10 protein-coding genes and 1 tRNA gene are annotated in these 16787 nt (G+C 44.4%); 1 reads left to right on the top strand and 10 read right to left on the bottom strand.

Annotation, left to right across the window (positions count from 1 at the left end):
* Positions 1-252 precede the first annotated feature (252 nt).
* The 5 genes from HXT55_RS01975 to HXT55_RS01955 form a co-directional block, all read right to left on the bottom strand.
* Positions 253-4272: a DNA-directed RNA polymerase subunit beta' gene (locus HXT55_RS01975; protein WP_004573798.1), complete on the bottom strand. Its 4020-nt coding sequence runs from the start codon at positions 4270-4272 to the stop codon at positions 253-255.
* A gap of 87 nt (positions 4273-4359) precedes the next feature.
* On the bottom strand, positions 4360-7926 hold the full coding sequence (gene rpoB, locus HXT55_RS01970; RefSeq protein WP_004116667.1) for a DNA-directed RNA polymerase subunit beta: 3567 nt from the start codon (positions 7924-7926) through the stop codon (positions 4360-4362).
* A 199-nt stretch (positions 7927-8125) separates the two neighbouring features.
* Positions 8126-8851: a hypothetical protein gene (locus tag HXT55_RS01965; protein ID WP_020760644.1), complete on the bottom strand. Its 726-nt coding sequence runs from the start codon at positions 8849-8851 to the stop codon at positions 8126-8128.
* A gap of 77 nt (positions 8852-8928) precedes the next feature.
* A complete protein-coding gene (locus HXT55_RS01960; RefSeq protein WP_225622766.1) occupies positions 8929-9582 on the bottom strand; it encodes a tRNA (cytidine(34)-2'-O)-methyltransferase in 654 nt (217 codons plus the stop codon).
* Positions 9583-9638: 56 nt separating this feature from the next.
* Positions 9639-10586: a DMT family transporter gene (locus HXT55_RS01955; RefSeq protein ID WP_004114476.1), complete on the bottom strand. Its 948-nt coding sequence runs from the start codon at positions 10584-10586 to the stop codon at positions 9639-9641.
* Between the two features lie 277 nt (positions 10587-10863).
* Between HXT55_RS01955 and HXT55_RS01950 the strand changes: the two genes are divergently transcribed.
* Positions 10864-10948, top strand: a tRNA-Ser gene (locus HXT55_RS01950).
* Between the two features lie 100 nt (positions 10949-11048).
* Here the strand turns inward: HXT55_RS01950 and HXT55_RS01945 are convergent.
* The 5 genes from HXT55_RS01945 to rplS form a co-directional block, all read right to left on the bottom strand.
* Positions 11049-11786, bottom strand: coding sequence for an HNH endonuclease family protein (locus HXT55_RS01945; RefSeq protein ID WP_004114472.1), 738 nt, complete (start codon positions 11784-11786; stop codon positions 11049-11051).
* Positions 11770-14370, bottom strand: a complete 2601-nt coding sequence (locus tag HXT55_RS01940) for a hypothetical protein (RefSeq protein ID WP_020760648.1) — start codon at positions 14368-14370, stop codon at positions 11770-11772. Before HXT55_RS01940 ends, HXT55_RS01945 begins: the two co-directional genes overlap by 17 nt.
* 253 nt (positions 14371-14623) lie before the next feature.
* Positions 14624-15307 carry a ribonuclease HII gene (locus tag HXT55_RS01935; RefSeq protein WP_116439851.1) on the bottom strand — a complete coding sequence of 228 codons (684 nt, stop codon included), beginning with the start codon at positions 15305-15307 and terminating at the stop codon, positions 14624-14626.
* 39 nt (positions 15308-15346) lie between these two features.
* The gene (gene lepB, locus HXT55_RS01930) at positions 15347-16201 is read right to left on the bottom strand and encodes a signal peptidase I (protein WP_004116642.1); all 855 of its coding nucleotides are present in this window, start codon (positions 16199-16201) and stop codon (positions 15347-15349) included.
* A gap of 38 nt (positions 16202-16239) precedes the next feature.
* Entirely contained in the window at positions 16240-16608 is a 369-nt protein-coding gene (gene rplS, locus HXT55_RS01925) for a 50S ribosomal protein L19 (protein ID WP_004114457.1), read from the bottom strand.
* Positions 16609-16787: the final 179 nt, after the last annotated feature.

Below are 16787 nucleotides of genomic sequence, written 5' to 3'. Positions count from 1 at the left end.
GCGCGCTGTAACGCGCGAGCGATTTCCCGACTTTGTAGCTCGACACGCCGATTTGAACAACATTCTCGGGCAAAAAGAAACAAAAGCAGGATAAAGTAAACGCAAAAAAACAAAAAAAGCCGCTGCAAGATGCATAAAACAACTTGCAACGGCTAATTCAATTTCAGACTAGCAAAATCGGACTTACAGATTTAAGCAAATCACCCATAAACAGTATGGATAGCCTAAAATCGCCAGTTATACCTAGTCTGATTAGTTAAGGTCATCGTCATAATCACCCTGACCACCCTGATCATCAAGGAAGTCATCTGGATTAAACTCATCCCCAAGCTGCATGTCGCCAAAATCAATGTTCGAGAAATCAACATCTCCCATGTTGCTCTCGCCAAAGTTTGACGGAGTGCCATTTGCTCCACCCAAACCAAGGTTTGGATAAACAGCATCACGCACCTCTGGATCTGCAAAGACATCCGCATTACGATAACGCGCCAAACCAGTACCAGCTGGGATGAGCTTACCAATAATAACGTTCTCCTTCAAGCCCTTAAGATCATCTTCCTTCTGACTCAAAGCAGCTTCAGTAAGCACGCGTGTAGTCTCCTGGAAGGATGCGGCAGAAAGCCAAGAATCTGTAGCCAAAGAAGCCTTTGTAATACCCATAAGCTCTGGACGACCAGCAGCAGGCTTACCACCATTCTTAACAGCCTCAAGATTTGCTTCACGGAACTTAGCCTGATCCACAAGTTCGCCTGGAAGAAGGTTCGTGTCTCCAGAATCAATCACCGTAATACGGCGAAGCATCTGGTGCACAATAACCTCAATATGCTTATCGTGAATATCAACGCCCTGAGAACGGTACACGTTGTGCACTTCTTCCACAATATTCACCTGAGCAGCACGAGGACCAAGAATTCGCAGAATCTTCTTAGGATCCACAGAACCTTCAATCAGCTGCGTACCAACCTCAACGTGGTCTCCATCCTTAACAAGCATTGGAGCACGACGAGTTACTGGGTAAACGATTGGCTCAACCGTAGTATCGTCTGGAGTCAAAGTCACCTGACGACCGTGATCCGTATCTTCTACCTTCACAACACCTGGGAACTCAGCAATTGGAGCCTCGCCCTTAGGTGTACGAGCCTCGAAAAGCTCGGTAACACGAGGAAGACCCTGCGTAATATCAGAAGCCGAAGCAACACCACCAGAGTGGAAGGAACGAAGCGTAAGCTGTGTACCAGGCTCACCAATGGACTGTGCTGCAACAATACCAACAGCCTCGCCAACATCAACAAGAGAGCTTGTAGCCAAAGACCAACCGTAGCACTTTGCGCAAACGCCACGCTTAGACTCGCAAGTAAGCACAGAACGAGCCTTAACTTCTTCGACACCATGCGCAACCAAGTCACGCAAAACATCCATAGAAAGCGCGTCACCACACTTAGCCAAAACGGTTGTACCATCTGCTGGATCAAGCACATCTGCAGCAAGCAAGCGCGAGTATGGACCACCATCAGCAGCCTTAACAAGCGTCAAATTGCCATTTTCGTCGCGGTCCGCAATCTTCATCATAAGACCACGCTTTGTGCCGCAATCTTCCTCACGAACAATAACTTCCTGAGAAACGTCAACAAGACGACGAGTCAAGTAACCAGATTCTGCAGTACGAAGTGCGGTATCAGCCAAGCCCTTACGCGCACCGTGCTGGGAGATGAAGTACTCCAACACAGAAAGACCATCACGGTAGTTTGACTTAACAGGACGAGGAATAATCTCACCCTTAGGGTTTGCCACTAAGCCTCGCATACCAGCAATCTGACGAATCTGCATCCAGTTACCGCGTGCACCAGACTGAACCATGATGTTCACGTTGTTATCATCATGGAAGTTCTCGCGCATAGCATCTGCAACTTTATCGGTGCATTCAGTCCACAAGTTAATCAACTCTTGACGACGCTCTTCATCTGTAAGAAGACCCATATCGTACTGGGAGTTAATCTTTGCAGCCTGATTCTCGTAGTCTTGTGCAATAGCCTCACGATTTGAAGGAAGCACAATATCAGAGAATGCCATTGTAACGCCAGACCAAGGTGCTCGAGTAAAGCCAAGATCCTTCAAAGCATCAAGGGATGCGGCGACCTGAGCAGTGGAATAACGTGTAGCAATATCGTCAACAATCTTGGAGAGAACACCCTTTGGAACCTGCTGGTTCACAAACGGATAGTCCTCTGGAAGAGTGCCGTTAAACAACACGCGACCGTAGGATGTGGCGAACAATACAGTTCCATCCTTAAAGCGCTCTTCGTGAACAACATCTGGGCTGCCTGGCTCTGGATCTACGACCTTAAGTTCTCCTGGCTCCCAATCCTTTGGTAGCACAAAGTCCTCTGGCACGCGGATTAATACCTTTGCCTGCATGTCAATCTCATGCTTGTCGAGTGCCATTTGAGCCTCTGCAAGCGAAGAGAAGATTCTGCCTTGACCCTTTGCACCATCTATTACTGTAGACAAGTAGTACAAGCCCAAAATCATATCCTGAGATGGCATGGTAACAGTGTGACCATCTGCTGGCTTCAAGATATTGTCGGATGCCATCATCAAGCTGCGAGCTTCTGCCTGAGCTTCGGCGGAAAGTGGCAAATGCACTGCCATCTGGTCACCATCGAAGTCAGCGTTGAATGCGGCGCAAGCAAGTGGTGGAAGGTGAATTGCTTTACCTTCAACCAAAATTGGCTCAAATGCCTGAATACCCAAACGGTGAAGTGTAGGAGCACGGTTAAGAAGCACAGGATGTTCAGAAATAACTTCCTCAAGCACACCCCAAACCTCGGAATCTCCGCGATCTACAAGGCGCTTTGCGCTCTTCATATTCTGAGCAAAGCCCTGATCCACCAAACGCTTAATAACGAATGGCTTAAACAGCTCCAACGCCATTGGCTTAGGCAAACCGCATTGATGCATGCGGAGGCTTGGACCAACAACGATTACGGAACGGCCAGAATAATCAACTCGCTTACCGAGCAAGTTCTGGCGGAATCGACCCTGCTTACCTTTAAGCATATCGGAAAGCGACTTTAGTGGACGGTTCGATGCACCAGTTACTGGGCGACCACGACGACCGTTGTCGAAGAGTGAATCGACTGCTTCCTGAAGCATGCGCTTTTCGTTATTAAGCATGATTTCAGGAGCACCAAGTTCAATCAACCTCTTCAAACGATTGTTACGGTTGATTACTCGACGGTACAAGTCGTTCAAATCAGATGTTGCAAAGCGTCCACCATCAAGCTGAACCATTGGTCGCAAATCTGGTGGGATTACTGGAATAACGTCCAAAACCATTGCTTCTGGCTTGTTTCCAGTAGTCAAGAACGCGTTTACAACTTTAAGTCGCTTCAAAGCGCGCGCCTTGCGCTGACCAGTACCATTGTCGATTTCTTCGCGAAGTTCTACGGCAGCAGACTTAAGGTCGAAGTCCTGCAAGCGCTTCTTGATTGCTTCAGCACCCATGCAGCCTTCAAAATAGTCACCGTAGCGGTCTTCCATTTCTCGCCAAAGGTCAACATCGCCTTCCATGTCTCCTGCGCGTAAGCCCTTAAAGCGATCGAAAACTGCGTTCAAACGCTGAATCTGCTCATCGTAGCGAGTACGAATAGCAGCCATTTCTCGCTCTGCTCCAGCGCGCAATTTAGACTTTGCGTTGCCTTTTGCTTCGCCTGATTCTTCCAGCTCGTGCAGGTCTTCTTCTACCTTCTTTGCGCGAGCTTCAATCTCATTGTCGCGGCGCTTACGAAGATTGCCGATTTCCGTATCGAACTCGTCTTGCAAGTCTGGAAGATCTTGGTGACGCTGCTCTTCATCTACCTTAGTAACCATGTAGGCTGCAAAGTAAATAACCTTTTCCAAGTCTTTTGGAGCAATATCAAGCAGGTAACCCAAGCGGCTTGGCACACCCTTGAAGAACCAAATGTGTGTTACAGGAGCCGCAAGCTCAATATGACCCATGCGTTCACGGCGAACGCGGCTGCGTGTAACTTCCACGCCGCATCGCTCGCACACGATTCCCTTAAAGCGCACGCGCTTATACTTGCCGCACGCGCACTCCCAGTCGCGAGTAGGACCGAAAATCTGCTCACCGAACAGACCATCCTTCTCTGGTTTAAGGGTACGGTAATTAATGGTTTCTGGCTTCTTAACCTCGCCGTGGCTCCAGCTACGGATGTCGTCGGCGGTTGCCAGTCCAATCCTCAGTTTGTCAAATGCGTTGACGTCCAGCACTATTATCGTCCTGTCTCATGAAATTGTTTTTCTAAGTTTCTTAAAGTGATTAGTGATTAGTGATTAAGTTATTTCTAATCACTGGCATCACTGGTATTCAGGTTCTTGAATAACTTGATCTTCCTTGGCGGACGAATCTGGTCGTGCACCAATGTTGAAGCCCAAATCTTCAGAAGACGACACCGGATCATCATCCTCATCCTTCATGTCAATTGCCACTCCTTCGGAGTTAAGCACCTCAACATTCAAGGAGAGAGACTGCATTTCCTTGAGCAACACCTTGAAGGACTCAGGAATACCAGCTGGTGGAAGGTTATCGCCCTTGACAATAGCGCCATACACGCGCACGCGGCCGTCAACGTCATCAGACTTTGTGGTCATCATTTCGTGCAATGTGTAAGCAGCGCCATAAGCCTCAAGCGCCCACACTTCCATTTCGCCGAAGCGCTGGCCGCCGAACTGCGCCTTACCACCCAACGGCTGCTGGGTAATCATAGAGTAAGGACCAGTGGAACGAGCGTGAATCTTATCATCAACCAAGTGATGCAGCTTCAAGATGTACATGTAGCCAACAGAAATTGGCTTAGGGAATGGCTCACCAGTGCGGCCGTCAAACAATGTTGCCTTACCGTCGGAACCAACAAGCTTATTGCCATCGCGGTCTGCAAGCGTAGTGCTCAAAAGACCCTTCAAGGTTTCTGGGCGCACGCCGTCGAACACTGGAGTTGCAACAGGAGTGCATGGATCGCCATGCTCAGCGCCTTCTGGCACATACTTCTTCCAAGCAGCCTCAAGGTCTGGATCCAAATTAATATCCCAACCAGCGTGAGCAATCCAACCCAAGTGAAGCTCGAGCACCTGACCCAAGTTCATTCGAGAAGGCACACCCAACGGGTTAAGCATAATGTCTACTGGAGTACCATCAGCCAAGAATGGCATATCCTCTTCTGGCAAAATGCGGGAAATAACACCCTTGTTGCCGTGGCGACCAGAAAGCTTATCGCCCTGCGTAATCTTACGATGCTGAGCAATGTACACGCGAATCATCTGGTTTACGCCATTTGGAAGCTCATCGCCATCGTCTTCAGCGTCTTCACGAGTGATTTCCTTAACAGCAATCACAGTACCAGTTTCGCCGTGTGGCACGCGCAAAGAAGTGTCTCGAACTTCACGGCTCTTTTCGCCGAAGATTGCACGAAGCAAGCGCTCTTCTGGAGTAAGCTCGGTTTCACCCTTAGGCGTTACCTTACCAACCAAAATGTCGCCAGCTTCCACCTCGGCACCAATGCGAATAATACCGCGCTCGTCGAGGTTTGCAATAGCGTCTTCGCCAACGTTTGGAAGGTCGCGAGTAATCTCTTCGGCACCAAGCTTGGTTTCACGAGCATCGATTTCGTACTCTTCAATGTGAATCGAAGAAAGCGTATCGTCTTGCACAAGACGCTGGGAAATAATAATAGCATCCTCGTAGTTGTAACCATTCCAAGGCATAAACGCAACGAGCAAATTCTTGCCGAGTGCAAGCTCACCCTTGTCTGTTGCAGGACCATCAGCCAAAACTGTACCAGCTTCAACACGCTCGCCATCTTTAATAAGTGGCACCTGGTTGTAGCAAGTAGTCTGGTTAGAACGCTGGAACTTAGAAAGCTTGTAGCTGGACTGAGTTCCATCGTCGTTCATAACGCGAATAATATCTGCAGAAACGTAGGTTACAACGCCTGGCTTTTCGGAAAGAATCACGTCTCCAGAATCAACTGCAGCACGCCATTCGGAACCCGTACCAACAAGTGGACGCTCAGACTTAATAAGCGGCACAGCCTGACGCTGCATGTTGGTACCCATCAAAGCACGGTGACCTTCATCGTGCTCCAAGAATGGAATCAAGCTTGCGCCAAGGGAAACCATCTGTCGTGGGGAAACATCCATGTAGTCAACAGTGCTTACAGGAACATCGACTGCTTCTTCTTCGTCAACACGAGCAAGTGCCTGAGTGCCAACAAAGTTGCCATTTTCATCGAGTTCCTGATTTGCCTGAGCAATAACGTGCTCGGCTTCGCGATCTGCGGTCATATATTCGACTTCGTTAGTTACATGACCGTTAACAACCTTACGATAAGGTGTTTCAATAAAGCCGAATGGGTTGATGCGACCAAAGGTTGCAAGCGAACCGATAAGACCGATGTTTGGACCTTCTGGGGATTCGATTGGGCACATACGACCAAAGTGGGATGGGTGCACGTCTCGAACTTCCATAGATGCGCGATCTCTAGAAAGACCACCAGGACCAAGAGCCGAAAGACGACGCTTGTTTGTAACGCCTGCCAAAGGATTGTTCTGATCCATAAACTGGCTAAGCTGAGAAGTTCCGAAGAACTCCTTAATCGTAGCGTTAACTGGTCGAATGTTAATCAACGACTGTGGTGTAATCGCCTCAGCATCTTGCGTGGTCATGCGCTCGCGCACAACGCGCTCCATACGGCTTAAGCCAGTACGAATCTGATTCTGTACAAGCTCGCCAACCTGACGGATTCGACGGTTTCCAAAGTGATCAATATCGTCCACGTCTACACGCAATTGCACATCTTCGCCATCACGCTTGCCTGGGAAGGTCTTTTCGCCCGAGTGCAAAGTAACCAAATACTTGATTGTGGCGATAATGTCTTCGCGATTCAAGCTGCGATCGTTGTAATCCGCTTCCAAACCAAGCTTGCGATTGATCTTGTAGCGACCAACGCGCGCCAAATCGTAGCGCTTTGTGTTGAAGTAGAAGGATTCAAGCAAATTGCGACCCGCGTCTGGAGTTGCGGTATCTGCTGGGCGAATCTTGCGATACAAGTCTGTAAGAGCATCATTTTGAGTGTCGATTGGCTCTTTTTCTAGAGCGTCGAGAACAAGAGGATACCCTTGGAATGCCTCGGCAATTTCTGGCTTAGTCATGCCAATTGCCATCAAGAACACGATTGCAGACTGCTTACGCTTGCGATCTACGCGCACGCCAAGAACATCGCGCTTATCAATCTCAAACTCAAGCCACGCTCCGCGACTTGGAATGATTTTTGCGCCAAAAACGTCTTTGTCGGAAGTGCGATCTTGCGTGCGGTCAAAATACACGCCTGGGGAACGCACAAGCTGGGACACGATTACGCGCTCAGTGCCGCCAATAATGAATGTTCCGTGTGGTGTTTGCAGCGGGAAATCACCCATAAACACAGTCTGGCTCTTAATCTCGCCAGTTTCGCCGTTTTCAAACTCTGCGTTTACGTACAAAGGAGCGGAATATGTGTAATCCTTCTCTTTGCACTCAAGCACAGTGTGACGTGGCTCTTCAAAATATGGATCCGAGAATGTGAGGCTCATTGTCTCAGCAAAATTCTCGATTGGAGAAATCTCTTGGAACACTTCTTCTAGACCAGAGACATGAGGCACAGTGTGAGTGCCATTTGCCTCATCTTCTTCGACGCGCTTCTTCCAACGCTCGGAGCCGATCAGCCAGTCAAAGCTGTCGGTTTGCACACCGAGGAGGTATGGCACATCGATTGGCTCACAAATGGAGCCGAAATTCACACGATCCGACGCTTTATGCAATTTAATGCTGTGCTCGTCGGCACGCGCGATGACTTTGGTGGTGTTCGTCGTAGCTTGTTCAGCAGCCAATGGACGTTCCTTTATCGCTAGCTAGTTTTCTTAATCCTTGGGAGCTTTAGAAAATCGCAGCAAACGCGCTTAAAATCAACGATTTTGGGTTTGCGGGCGCCTTCTTCGGTTCCTTGAGTATGCCCGCTATATGACACACCTTGTACAAAGAAACGATTTTACCCCTTCACATCGACTTTTGGCGCCATTTGTGCATGTGCTAGCGAACAGAAATAACCACGGGATTGCTTTGTAATCCTGACACATCCTTATGCGCAATTTGTGCAATGTAAGTTCCGCGCGAAACTTTAGGCAAGTCGGCGTCATCTAAGCAATCCTTGCCGGTAGGCGTTCCGACTGTAGCATCCGTGCTCCATACGATTTTTTTCTCGTACGAATCACCTTTTGCCATTAACAAAGGCTTGAGTGGAATTCCGCACACATCTGATCTCCACTGCGGCTCTATTTTCTGCTGCTTTTCTTGCTTTTCTCTAGATTTATCTGATTTATCTGATTTATCTGATTTATCAGCACTTACGCTGTCTCCAATTGTCAACACCATTCTGCCATCCGACGCATCTATTCTGCAAGAATCGTCTCCTTCATGAACTATGCGAGCAGTAAATTCTACGCTTCCTCCCATCGGTACAGATTGCGATGCTGAGGTTAATTCAATACGAACGTCTTTTGCACTACATTTTTTTATGATTCCAACAGGCCTTGGATCTGGCACAAGTTGTTTAGATAGAGTAACGTCTGAATGTTTGCTTATAGCACTTCCAATTGCAGATACGCCTTTAAAAATGCTAATTATGCAAAAGATACAAAACACTAAAACAGCCAGCAGCCCCACGCAAACTACGATTCGGCGGCGAATGTACATGCGACGGCGCGCAGCACTAATCTTCCGCTTCGGTTTACGTTTTAACACAGGCATAGTCACCATTGTAATGCATGAGTAGTTTTAAGACTATTTTTGACTATAGGCTATTTTGCTATTTTCTATAAGCTATTTTCTGTAGACTATTTTCCGCCCTCAAATCCAAGCTGACGCCACGCTTCATAAATGGCGATTGATGCGCAATTTGTAAGATTTAAGCTTCTAAGCGAAGGACGCATTGGCAAGCGAACCTGTTCCGCAACATGAGGGCCAGCCATAATATCCATTGGGTCTGGAATATCTCCTGGCTCTGGTCCAAAAAGCAAAATATCGTTCGGCTTATACTCAATATCTGTGTAAAGTTTTGTGGCATTTGCAGTAAACGCGATTATGCGAGAATTTGGCATTGATTCCACAAGGTTTTCAAAATTCGGGTGCATAACAACGTGTGCCATATCGTGATAATCAAGACCCGCGCGGCGAAGCTTTGTGTCTTGAAGATTAAATCCAAGCGGCTCTACAAGATGCAAAATGGTGCCCGTTACCGCGCAAAGGCGAATCGCAGAGCCTGTGTTTCCTGGGATTCTAGGCGAATAGAAGCACAAGTGCGGAGTTTGAGTTTGCGCAGTGCTTGCATCTTGCGCGCTTAGCATGGCATCCATAACGCTGATTGGATTTCCGTGCGCGTCTGTTACAAGCTCGTCCGGACCGTAGTTTGACTTTCGGTAGCCGTACTCATACATCTGCTCTACACGATTGACTGGGTTTTGTGCGTCTTGATTTTGTGCGTCTTGCATATTTTTATCTTCTTTACTTTTATCTTCTTTACCTGTGACTTGCATACTCGTAATAATCACCTCAATAAAATCATCATAATAAAAATAAGCGCAAATCCTGCAAAATCAGCCCACGAGAACACAGCTCCCGTAAACACAACAGCCGTGATTGCAGCCATAACAGGCTCGCTCGCCCCCAAAAGCGTTCCGCGCACAGATCCAACTCGCATAACGCCAGCCAAAAACATCCAATATGCGCCAAAAGTTCCGCCAACAATCGTAAAAGTAAACAGCAAGTACGCGCGCAAATCCAAAGGAGGCATTGTTTGCCATGGCTTCACAAATGGCATCATAATAAGACCTGCAATAATAAACGTAATTCCGTTTACAGTAAGATTTCCCCATTTTGCAATCAATTTAACTGGCATAATCGCAAGAGCCGCCGTACTTGCAGCATCTGCCAATCCCCACAAAAGTCCCATCAGCGGCAGCGAAAGCGAGCTAAAGTTGCCTCCCGTTGCCATAAGCGCAGTTCCTGCAAATGCAAGCAAAACACCAATGTTTTCGCGCAAAGTCGGAGTTCTTTTTGACCGCAAACACACATAAACAAGCACAAAAAGCAGATTCAGGCTTTGCAAAACAGTAGCCGTGCCAGAATTAGTCCAGTCAATTGTAAAAAGATACGCCACTTGCGTTAAAAGCACACACACAATACCTGTTACAACTAGCATTGGCCATGATTTTTTTGTGCTTAATGCATCAACGAGTTGCTTGCGATTAACAATTGACGCAACGATTACAAAAAGCACGCCTGCAGCAAGCTGACGAACGCACGCGATTTGCAACGGACTCACAAGGTATTGTGACATTAGAATCTTAGAAACAGTAGCATTTGTGCCCCAAAGCGCGCCACCAAGAATCGTCAAGATTATGCCAATCATCATTGTGCGAGGACTATGATCCACCGCAGGATTTGGCTTTTTAGGCTTTATTTTTTGGATATTCTTTACAAAACCAACATCCATGCTAAACACCTTCTAAACTTACATCCCGTACTCGCTAATAATCCTGTAGTTTTGCGCATATGTAGCAAGTTGTAAGTCGCAAACCTCGCAAATCGCTTACTACATATGAAAAATCTACACTATCACATAATCAACAACACGCACATAATCAACAACACGCAATTGCAAGGATTGCATACTCAAACCAATACGCCACGCGCGACTTTGCATTATCCTCAGTTTATGTTATCTTATTTAAGTTGTCTTTCGTTATGCTGTTTAGCACAATGATTGATGTGGAGAATTCGCCTAGTGGTCTATGGCGCACGCTTGGAAAGCGTGTTGGTGTAACAGCCTCACGAGTTCGAATCTCGTATTCTCCGCGAGTAGGGGTTCTAGCCAGTATGAGTGGTTAGAACCCTTTTTATATATTTGCCTATGCATCAAAATATATGAACATAAACAAGCAGCTTAGCGTCGAACTCAACTGTTAGGCAATTTCTGCGCAGAACAACCATGCAAAATTGAAGCCATGCTACGTTTTTCCGCATTAGTAACGCTAAGATCGTACTTATACTTAACAGCAATCTGCCTAGCAACATAATCGCATCTAAAGGATTTATTAGATGGCAGCCAATAAGCCGCAGAAGCAGATCCTTTTTCTTGGTTCGCTGCTCCTTGAACAGCAAGAAGATTAAGCATATCGTTACCAAACTTAAGCCTCTTGGCATGACTCCATTTCCAAGCGCCTGATTGCCAAGCGTTTTCTAGTGCTACAACATGGTCGATTTGAACAAGAGCACTAGTTTTTCTTCCTCGAACAAAATTAATATTTAAACCGGTATAAGGATCGTGCAAAAGCCCTGATGCTACTTTGCAAGAACCAGAATACTTAAAACGAACCTGTTTTAAATCGCGAGCAAGAACATCTTCTCTAACATCACAGCCATTTTTATCAACATCTGTAGTCCTGTATCCAAAGACACTCCTGTTGTATCCAGACGGATGTGATTTAGAGACTTTTAGCTTATTAAGAAGAGCAGCAGCATCTCCATCAGCAGCGTATTCACCAGTAATTTCGCCAACATCATGATTGATTTTTGGCAAAACAAGCCCAATAACAATGCCTATAATAATAGCCAAAGAAATAAGCCATATAAAAGAGGCTATTCTTTTAGATATAGGGTTACTTGAATAATGCGTATTATGATCGTACTGCATGATTTATATCTACAACCCAAGGAATACGCCTAATAACAACGTCTAGAACTTGTTGAATAAGGCTAATAAGCACAATAATTGCCATAACTGCGTAAACAACATTCCATTGTGGATTCTTAGTGACAATTGGGTGAATAGTGTTAGAAACAAGCATTATTGCGTTCGCAATACCTATAAGAGCAACAGACATAAGAATTGCCTGCATTCTTCCCACTTTACGAGATAATCGCACTCGCTGTTGTGAAAGCTTACGCATTGAATCAACAACACGCTTAACACAATGCTCGCCCTGTCGGAAAGCTAGAACCTCATCAATACCAAGTTCTACATCATCAACTTCAAGCTCTACCATCTTTTGCTCTGAATGAACTTTTTTAATAAAACTGCGGAGTCTAAGTCTAAATAATCCTGGAATTATAAACACTATTAGAGCACAAATCACAACAGCAAAAATAGCAATTTGAATATCAAAGTAACATAACAAAACGATTGCTGGAATAATCGACAAAACCATTCCAACACTCATGCTTAAACCTGCCTTGTGCAAATGCGCATGATGAAGATCCACGCCAGCAAAAGATGTTACTAATGTTATGCATCTTAAACATGCGCATACGCTTACGATAAGCACGTATTCTTGCATAGCAAGTCCAAAAAGCGGTCGATTAGCGATAGCGAACATTGCTGCAAAAGTGCAAACAGGTATCAATACTGCGCAAACTATATTGATTGCTGTAGAGAATGCTGAAAGAATCGCAAAAAACGCCTTTTTCAACGAAGATATAGTTGATTTACTTTCATGAGATAAATCTTTCAATAAGCCTTCGTGTTTGGCATTATTAAAATTCTTATTAGAGTTTTCATCAAAACTTTTAGCATATTCGTCTACTTTATTAGCTTTATCAACGCTACCATCTGCGAAATTTTCGGCATAAGAACTAATAGAACTAGAACTGGTGTAATGCGAATTATGATATACACTAACGTTAACCAAATTGTCCGCTTTAGAAGCGTAGTTATCGTCTGGCAAAAATACAAGAATCGTAGCTTTTTTAGCAACATGACGCAAAATATCACATAAATTCTTAGCTTCATCAGAACTAATATCGCTTGAAGAATAGTCGAAAATATACACTGGAGTTCTACGAATAAGCGCACGAGCCATAATAATTCGTCGGAAAATATCTTGCTTATTTTCAACCTGAATATTGTCTACACGCAAATCTAATCCGTTATAATCCGCATAAACAACACCATCTACATGAGCAGTACGCAATGCTTGCCACATAGATGTAGTAGTAGCATTAGACGATGCCATGAGCAGATTCTCTCGCAAAGTGGCTGAAAACAGATGACTATTTGAACGAACAATAGTAACAAGATCTGCAATAGCACCAGGATTTTCATTATTTAGTGAAACATAAGTTGAGTTTCCAGAAATATCACCAAAATCAGATACTACAAAAGGCGATTCAACATCTACTTCAGAAAAACCATATCTATCACTGTAAGATAACGCAACATCTGATTTATCGCTAAAAACTACGCCATTCAAAACATTATTAGTCAATAATTCGTAGTATTCCTTTGGCATTACATTCAATTTTCCACTTGAAATATTAAAGGATGCACGCAAAGGTTTATTATTTTCAGTGAAATTGCATCGCACATGAAGAGAAACATTATTAGCTCCATCTGGGATGCTCAGTGACTTTTTATTATCTGAGAAATCTATGGAATCTGCAGAAGCAGAAGATTCTACAGAGTCTAAATTAGAAGAATGAACTTTACTAGAAGCAACACTTTTAAACAAGTTACTAATGTTATTCAAACCTAAAACAGCCCGATTTTTAATATGCATACAGTTAGCAACTCTACGTATTGGATCTACGCTTAGCATAAGAAGTGGCAAAGTTAGCATTGCAGCAGGAAGACCAACAGATTTAACAGAAAGAAGCCAAACTGTAGAAATAATTGCCACACCAGTCATTAAATACGTTAAAAATACGCATAAACAGCGCCACAAAATGCGAACATCTGCAAGAGCAGATACAAGTGCCAAAGTAGAAAAAATTGACGCAAAAACGCAAATAGTGGCAACATAAGAGTTTATTGAAAACATTGCAACACTAACCGCAAAAGGCATAGGAAAAGCAGCAATGATCTGCGGCAAAAGTAAACCATACCAACGTTGAACCCACTCAACATCATCGTTCACGCAAATAGAAGAATATCCCTTAGACCATTTTTTAGAGGAGCTCAAAGAAAGCATAGAACGCAACATTTTTGGTCTAAGCTTCATAGATACGCGAGTTCCAATTTCGGTAGAAATAGTACAAGACTGATGGAACGCAATATATTTTACGATAAGTATTCCAACAAGAGAAATAAGATAAGACGTCAATTCAACAGAGCTTAACAAGGACTTGCCAGTATATTTTGCAGGAATAAGCACTGGCGAAAGAATTCCAACACAAACATACACAAAACCAATATTCGCAAGAGAAGATATAGCAAGACATGCCGCTCTTAAAACAACCAAGTGCTTAACACCTGGAACAAAAGCGAAGAAACGACCAATCATTTAACTATCCTTTTCTTTTCCATAGAAAACTCTTTTAAATTCCAAAAATACTTTCACGCACTACAAAGTACACACACGATACCCTGCAGATTGAATCTACAAATTCGAGTAGCTCGCACTGTTAAAATCAGCTTTAAATCTCTTAAAAACGCTATCTAAACACTCTCTACAAACACATACCCACGCACTAGCTCACTACCCCTTTAGCATTCAAGATTACGCTGAGCATCAGGCATCAACACGCCGAAGAACTTTAGCTTAAATGCCAACTAATACGATGCAAATCACTAGGACCATACTCTAAAATCGCAGCTCTATGCGATTTAGAACCATAACCCTTGTTATGTGCCCAATCATAAATTTTATATTTAGGATCGTCAGACAAGCTTGTCATAAGAGAATCTCGAGTCACCTTTGCGATCACAGAAGCTGCAGAAACACTAGCACACTTCTGATCAGCCTTAACTAAAGTGTGAACTTTAACAGGAAAATCCATACTAGGCGCATCAAAAGTTCCAGAAACCTTACCAATATAATTAAATGGTCCATCTAAAATCGCTGCAATATGAGCATTTTCAAGCTTATATCTCATACTGTTTTGCACATCTGAAATTGCACGAATCGCAGCAACACCAAGAGCATAACTTATTCCCCACTCGTCAATCTCGCGATTTGTACAAGAACCAACAGCAAAAGCATCGCACCAATTTTCAAGAGGCTCCAATAATCCTTCACGCTTGTGAGCGTTAATAAGCTTGGAATCAGCTAATCCAACAGGAAAATAACCAGAATTAATTTTATCGGCACCAAAAAGAGCAGCACCAACCATAACAGGACCAGCTAAACTACCACGTCCAACCTCATCTAATCCAATAACCCAATCGAAGCCACTTTTTAAAAGGTCTTGCTCAAAGTTAAAAGACGGAACAGCAGCCAAAATCTCCCCAAATCTAATATCTACGCACGTTTAAAAGAACTATTTAGCATCTGACTTATTTCTTACATCATCAAACGCATCGCTATGATTTTCAAAAATACCCATACGATTCAAAGGCCAAAAACGCATAAATGCCACGCCTTCAACCTTAGAAATAGGTACCAAACCATCGTCACCATCATTCTTATGATACCTAGAATCCGCAGAGTTAGCGCGATTATCTCCTAGAACAAATACATGACCAGGTTTAACCTTCACCTTAAACGGGAAGGAACTAGGACTTACACCTGGTTTAATATAAGCAGATTCAAGCACAGGAACACCGTTAACAAGAATTGGGTCACCATCGCCCTTACATTCAACGGTATCCCCAGGCAATCCAATTAGACGCTTTATAAGATCTTTACCAGACACAATTCCGCCGCGACTATTTTCACCTTGAAGCCAATTAGCAGGATCTTCAAAAACAACAATATCTCCACGATTTAGTGAAAACAGGCGAGGAGTGAGCTTAGACGTAACAACATAATCGCCAATATGAATTGTGTCTAGCATGGAGCCAGATGGAATAAAATATACGCCGAGAATAAAAACACGAAGAAAAATAACAACAAGAATAGGCACAAGATACCATGCAACAAGCTCTTTCCAAGATGTTTTAAAAAGCTTGCGAGTACGAACCTTGGACTGAGATTTAGAGGAATCATAATCACTATCTTGATATCCAGAAATATGATTCCCTTTTATTTTTCCATGCCTAGCACGTTTAGCACTGAAGCCAGAAGTTAGACTTGGTCTTTCTTCTGGCTCCGGTGGAACTGGAGAAGGATTTAAGCCGTGACCTGCCACATTAACAATGTGACCATCGCTATTTTGCAAGTCTTCGGCAGACATATTAATCCTTAATGTTAAATCCTTAACCTTAAATAAATTTACTTAGCAGCGCTGTTGTCACGACGCTCGGCAATACGAGCAGCCTTACCACGCAAAGCGCGCAAGTAGTAAAGCTTAGCGCGACGAACGCGACCACTACGAACCAGCTTAATCGAATCGATAGCTGGGGAATGAAGTGGGAAGCGACGCTCAACACCAGTGCCGAAGCTCACCTTACGTACAACGAAAGTCTCGCGAACACCAGCACCCTTACGAGCGATAACAACGCCAGTAAAGGTCTGAATACGAGTGTTGTTGCCTTCCTGAATCTTAACGTTAACGTCAACAGTATCTCCAGGACGGAAAGCTGGGATTTCCTCAGCAGACTTAAGATGCTTAGCATCAAATGCTTCTACAGCATTCACCATGATAATTCCTCCTCGCCGCCGCATATCGACGTAAGCTACATCAAAGTAAGTTAGTCTAATTTTAACTTTTTCAACTTTACTTTGAATAATCCTTCCCAAAAAGTTTGCTTTTCAGGGCTTCCATCTGCCAAAACTTTAAAAAAGCAGGCTAGACTATTGATAAGTCGACTATGCGGCAT

Source organism: Gardnerella sp. KA00718, assembly GCF_049244285.1.
GTDB lineage: Bacteria > Actinomycetota > Actinomycetes > Actinomycetales > Bifidobacteriaceae > Bifidobacterium > Bifidobacterium vaginale.
The sequence above is the reverse complement of the archived record's forward strand: the minus strand, read 5'-3'. Positions and strand labels throughout refer to the sequence as shown.